This window comes from Vibrio sp. IB15, assembly GCF_016406055.1.
GTDB classification, from domain to species: Bacteria; Pseudomonadota; Gammaproteobacteria; order Enterobacterales; family Vibrionaceae; genus Vibrio; species Vibrio chagasii.
Genome location: NZ_JAEFCE010000035.1, coordinates 45,737 through 52,123, shown reverse-complemented (window position 1 = coordinate 52,123; position 6,387 = coordinate 45,737). Strand labels below are relative to the sequence as shown.

4 protein-coding genes are annotated in these 6,387 nt (G+C 44.2%); all 4 read right to left on the bottom strand.

Features of this window, described 5'->3' with window-relative positions; all coding sequences use genetic code 11:
* Positions 1-614: 614 nt before the first annotated feature.
* On the bottom strand, positions 615-1,751 hold the full coding sequence (locus tag JC606_RS14000; protein WP_008218250.1) for a flagellin: 1,137 nt from the start codon (positions 1,749-1,751) through the stop codon (positions 615-617).
* A gap of 419 nt (positions 1,752-2,170) precedes the next feature.
* A complete protein-coding gene (gene flgL, locus JC606_RS13995) occupies positions 2,171-3,361 on the bottom strand; it encodes a flagellar hook-associated protein FlgL (protein WP_008218248.1) in 1,191 nt (396 codons plus the stop codon).
* Between the two features lie 9 nt (positions 3,362-3,370).
* A complete protein-coding gene (gene flgK, locus JC606_RS13990; RefSeq protein ID WP_137409102.1) occupies positions 3,371-5,251 on the bottom strand; it encodes a flagellar hook-associated protein FlgK in 1,881 nt (626 codons plus the stop codon).
* Positions 5,252-5,462: 211 nt separating this feature from the next.
* Positions 5,463-6,380 (bottom strand): flagellar assembly peptidoglycan hydrolase FlgJ, encoded by a 918-nt coding sequence (gene flgJ, locus JC606_RS13985; protein ID WP_105024505.1) that lies wholly within the window; start codon positions 6,378-6,380, stop codon positions 5,463-5,465.
* Between the last annotated feature and the right edge of the window lie 7 nt (positions 6,381-6,387).

Here is a 6,387-nt window from a genome sequence, read left to right as displayed (position 1 = left end):
TTTCCGACGTCTCGGAAAACCAAGTAGTTCTCTCAAAGTTACTTTTAATAACGGCTCGAAAATCAGAAGCTTTAGAAAAACTTTTAAAAAACCACAAAAAAAATCACTAACCATAAAAATTTCAACAACTTAAAAAATTAAACTTTCTAAAATAACTGTAGATTTTTGTTATTGAGAGCATGTGGGTTGTTTGAAAAACGTTCAAACTGGTTTTTTAGTTAGCCTGTGTACAGAAATGATCAATCAGCAAAATTCATGGCTGTGGGCAAATAGTAGGCAAAAAGGTGAGCTGTTTTTCACAAAGTCGGCAGAGAAAATTAAAACTAGCAGAGCGAGAAAACGAAGAAAGATCGTTAGAAGGGAAAATAAAACACAATCTTCAGAAAGGAAAAAGCCCCTTTTCCTTTGAGAGAACCGGGGCTAGTTGGCGCGTCAGAGCCTGTGTGGAGATCATCGAGAAATGAACACATTTCCGACTCGCCGTTGCATTCTTACCGTAAAAATGGATAGCAGGTGAGAGATGAGAGAGCTAAACACTCACTAGTAAGTATGCTTGCCAGTTTCCCTTGCTGCATGGCTCACGTCTGAACACGAGCAGCAAGTTCAACCAATAACTATTGCAATAGTGACATTGCAGAGTTAGGCAATTGTTTTGCTTGAGCAAGTATTGAAGTACCTGCTTGTTGCAGAATTTGTGATTTGGTCATTTGCGTCGTCTCTTTCGCAAAGTCCGTATCTTTGATTCGGCTGTTTGAAGCGTCTACGTTCTCTTGAACGTTTGCCAAGTTATTAATACTGTGGCTTAGACGGTTCTGTTTCGCACCCAAATCAGCACGCTGTGAATCTACGTACTTCAATGCAGAATCAATAACGCTGATAGCGTTCTGTGAACCAGCAACACTTGTTAGACTGATATCTTGAACTGATGTTGCACGGCCTTCGCTCTTAATTCCAAGCTCAGATGCCAAGCCACCAGAGATTGACATAGCGCCAGCTAGGTCTGGTTCTGCTACAAATAACTGTAAACGACCGTCATCAGTAACCGATGCATTTAGTAAGTCAGATTGACCATTAATGTAAGTCGCTAACTCTTCAATATCGTCACCCGCTTTAGTGTTGATATCTAGAACGATGTCTTCACCCGCTTTAGTTTTGAATTCAAACTTAAGATCGCTCGCTGTTGGCGGCACTTCCCAGTTCTTATCTTTCGCGTTTTCTGAGTCGAACGTAGTACCACCCATACGGTAGTCATCTGCACGGATGCTTGTCAGAGCCATGATCATTGCTTCACCAGAGTTAGAACCAATCTGGAATGAAGCTTCACCGAATGACCCGTTCAGTAGACGACGACCACCAAACGATGTGGTTTCCGCGATACGGTTAAGCTCATCTTGAAGTGCCATTGACTCTTCATTCAGTGCAGTACGCTCTGCCGGCGAGTTAGTGCCGTTTGATGATTGAATCGCTAGATCACGCATACGTTGTAGTACGTTAGTCGATTCGTTCATCGCGCCTTCTGCTGTTTGAGCGATCGAAATACCGTCGTTGGCATTACGCATTGCCACATCAAGACCACGAGACTGAGCCGTTAGACGGTTCGAGATTTGCAGACCTGCCGCATCATCTTTCGCGCTGTTGATCTTGTGACCAGATGACAAACGCTCCATAGAAGTCGCTAAGTCATTAGACGCTTTGTTCAGGTAACGCTGCGCTGTCATTGCGGAAACGTTAGTACTTACATTAACTGCCATTTTGCTCTCCTTATGAGTTCGCAAGCTCTCTGCGAAGCGGCCAGCTTTACTCTCATATGGATAAGCACTGACCGTATGTTACTCAATAAACCTTACACAAGGTTTAAGATCTGTATTAATCATTTATAACCAACACAGATACAAGTTGTATGCCAAGTTTAATTTTGTATAAATAATTTTTTTATTTACTAATAATCAAAAACTTACAGAAAATTAAACGCGATTATGATTGTTTACTTTTAGAAGATGAAACTGCCCTCATCCTCTTGTTGCCGTTTTTTGCCGCTATATCAAGAAACATTATGCTTCGTACGAAAAAGCGGCAATTTTTGAAGTCATTCGCACGTATGGCATAGCACATAAGGCAAAGAATCGACTCCGTGGTATTTAGCAGTTCACCACTAAATACCGATCAATCGTTAAATATAGTTAAACAAGGTTAGGTCTTTTGTTTTGCCAAACGCTTGCTGTGAAGCTTGCAGTGCTCGAGAGTTTTCATTGAATTCAATGATGGCTTTCGAGTAATCCAAATCTTCAAAGTTGCTTTTCGCTTTCGCCAAAGACAACTTAAAATCTTCATGCTGTTGCTCTTGAATATCTAATGTACTCAAACGGGCACCAACATCCGTTCTCGCTTTCGTTAAATGGATAAACGCAGCATGGAACTCTTCCGTCATTTGGTGCAGTTTTGCCGTTGCCGATGCATCGGACACTGGATTTTCTACCTGCTCTGCCGCTTCTTTGAACGTGTCAAAGATCGAGAATGTCTCTCTCGGCTCTAAGGTGATCGAATCGCCCTTAGTGACTTGTCCTTTAAACTGAATATTTAGCCCTTCGTAGACAATGCCAGTCGCAGGGTCAAAATCTTCAGCAGCAACCACAGCGCCATCTTTTTCAAGTTGGTACGCAAACTTACCAGTCTGCATATCAACAAAGGTTACTTTATAAGTAGAACCATCTTCTGCACTGTTTGTTGCACGACCAAGTAGTAATTCAGATGCGGGCTCAAGCTCGTATTGAGGCTCGTAATCACCGAATGGGTTATCTATTTCCATAAATAACTTACTGCCCGGATCATTCATCGCCATTTCAAAGCTACTCGCTACACGCATCTTTCGCTGATAGTCGTCACCTTGATACGTCACCGTTCCTTCGTTATCGCGAAAGAAGGGCTGACTTTTTGGCTTAGTACCAGCAAATGTGTAGTTACCAGACTCGTCTTGAGAGTTTGCTAAGTACAAAAAGTTATTCGCTAACTCTTGGATTTCACGCTTCTTCGCTAAACGGTCTTCAGGTGACAACGCGCCGTTGATCATTTCCATCACGGTTCGTTTTGCTTCATCAGCAAAGCCTTCCGAGTTAGCGATCATCACCTCATGGTGCTCAAGGCGGTTTCTAACCAGAGTAATAGCATCAACGTACTGTTTAAGCTGCTCTGATTGCTGACCAATATTCTGTAAATAGTGCGTCGCTAACGGGTCATCACTTGGCGACTGCAGCTTCTTACCCGAAGCGAGTTGCGCCTGGTTGTGATGCACCTTGTTCTCTTGGCGGCGCAAGTCATTTTGTACGGACTGGTAGTTATGGAAGCTAGATATACGATTTAACATTTATACTTCCTACCTCAGAGCCAAAATAGTATTAAAGGTATCGTTAGCAGCTTGCATGATGCGTGAAGAAGCCATATACGCTTGTTGAAACTTCATCATGTTTGCCGCTTCTTCATCAAGGTTAACCCCTGAGATTGAAGCAATACGCTCCTGGGCTGACTGCTTTTCTAACGTCGCAATATCACTCAAGCGATTAGCCGTTGAAGACTTCAGACCCGTATTGGTATTCAGGTTGTGGTAAAGGTCTAAAATCGTAGACTCACCATCGTTCAAGATCTTGCCCGTTTGGAGATCTTGCAGCTTACGCAAGTTGCCATTGTCACCTTCTGATGGGACAAGGTTTGCCGTAAATTTGTCGTTTGCCAACGCGCCTGCCGTCAACTCGAAGGTCGTGCCGTTAATCGTCACTGGCCCTTGTGGTGGATACGGTTGAGGCTGCATTAAGATGTTGCCTTTTGGATCCGTCACCGCGAATTGCTCACCCTTGGGTGATACGATCACTTCAAACTCACGCAGTTGGCCTGCCTCTAGGATTTTGAACCCAGCAGTACCCTTGGCAAACGTCGTCGATGCCTCATAGCTTTGTGCGGCAATGTCTTTTGGATCTGTGGTTGCCATATGAATCTGCGCGGCAAAATTACGCGTTGGACGCAGTAACAGCTTTTCACCAAGTTCAGGCGGATTACGAATTTCGACGCGCATACCATCAAGGTAAAATGCGTTGCCGCTCAAATCGGTACTCACTTTGACCGTTTCGCCACTTGGCTTGGTCACCACGTAATCACTACCATCGTATTTAAGACCGTACTCTCCACCTTTTAAGGCAGAAGTATCATCAATAAACACAGCGACATCCGCTTTGGATTGCCCACTTGCCGTCACACGAGATTTTGCCACCAGCTCAGAGTTCACATCGGTAAACAGGTTCTTACCCACATTGCCGTTGAGATCCAAGCCTTGCTCTTGAAGAGCATTAACCTTGTACGAAAACGCGGTTGCCAAGCGGCCGAGCTCATCCATGATTGCTGGGATGTGTTCGTCTCGCATGTCTAACATGGCACCGATTTTTCCATCAATGTCACTGCTGGTGATCGGCTTTAAAGACTTTCCTTCAACAATCGCCAAACGACGCTGGTGTGCATCAGGCAAACCGTCCACCATTTTTAGCTGGCTTGCCTCGCTGCCTGATACTAAGGTGTGGCCGTTACCAATATGGACATTGAAGCCTTCGGCATTTGAGCGTGGTGTCACCGTTACTTTGGTGTAACCAGAAAGCTCATTAATTAGCTTTTCATGCTGATCTCGCAGGTCGTTATGAGGCCCAGGAGTTCGCATCATCAGGCGTTGTACATCACGGATCTCGATCGCGAGTTGGTTGACTCGCTCGATACCCATATCTAATTTTTTATTCGTAGAATCAGACTGTTGACGAACCGTCTCATGAAATTCATTCAACGTTTTTGTGAGTAACCCAGCCTTCTCGATTACGACTTTTCGAGCACCAACGTCGTTCGGTGTATCGGCTAAGGTTTTAACCGAGTCAAACCATTCATTTAGGTTTTCTGGAATCTTCTTCGAAGCCACCGAAGACAACATGTTCGACAGCATGTCCAAGTTGCCTTGAGTGTCGCCTTTGTTGGCGGCATTGGTTGTCGATAGGTTAAGTTCATTGACGGCAAATTGGTCCCAAGAGCGGCGAACATTTTCCACATGCACACCCATGCCGTAGGTTTGACCACCGTACTGGCGCGGGTCATTAACACCTTGAATCACAGATTGACGGCTATAGCCCTCTGTATTGGCGTTAGAAATGTTATGACCTGTGGTGTTTAGCTGTCTCTGAGCAGTAAGAACACTTTGTGCCCCTACATTCAGAAGATCCGACGCCATAATGCCCCCAAAAAACTTAACAAAATCAGGATAAACTGATTAACTACCAGTTTAAATAGCAATATGTATGCCAACAGATAAAGAAGATAATCAAAAGGCGTTAATTTATTGAAGTATAAAGAGATAACTATGTGTGATGGTGTTGAATCTTATACAGCATATAAGAAAAGAGCCTGCCACTGGCAAGCTCTAGGTGTTCAATCGATTTGACCTAGTTCATTTCATCAATCTTAGCTTTAACTCGCAATACTTTATCAGCGTAGTTAGGGTCGGTTGCGTAGCCTGCTTGATGAATCCCTTTGATGAAATTCTCTGAATTACCTTGGTGCTGCAGCGCTGTTTCGTATCTTGGGTTTTCGTTCAAGAACTTCACATAATCGTTGAAGCTGTCTTCAAAACTAGAGTAAGAACGGAAAGAGGCCGATTCTTTAACGGCAGTTTTACCATGGAACTCGAGTGTTTGAGTTGCCACTTTATCGCCTTTCCAACTTCTGTCTGCTTTGATGTTGAACAGGTTATTACTGTTGCCCAGAGAGTTCTTAACCATCTTAGAGCCCCAGCCTGTTTCCAGTGCCGCTTGAGCCAATAGTAGAGATGAATCCACACCAAGGGCGCTTGCCGCTTTTTCTGCGTAAGGCTTCATTGAAGCGACAAATGATTCTGGTGAGTCGAAAGAGACCGGCTGTTTGGCTGCTGACGCAGATTGGATTTCTGACGTTCTCTCATCTGAACGACCTGAGAATTGTGGTCTTTGCAATGAAGTATCAAAGCCTTCGCTACGAACCTTATCTTCTGTCGCGTCGCTAGATTGGCCGGCACTTAACTGAGCAACAATCATATCCGCAAGGCCTAGTGAGCCATTCGCACTGAGCTCACTCGCCATTTGATCATCTTGCATTTGGCGGTAGAACTGTTCGTTCTGGCTGTTCAACATATCCGATTTAAAGCTAGAGTTCGCATCGCGCATCGACTTAAACAACATTGAGGTGAAAATCGCTTCAAACTGTTTTGCCGCTGCGGTCAGTGCTTCTTTCTCACTGCCCTCTTCACCGTTTACTGCTTGTTGACGAAGACGGTCTAGGCTACCGATATCGTGAATAAAGCCGATGTCGTTGTTATTCTTAATCATGCTCTAT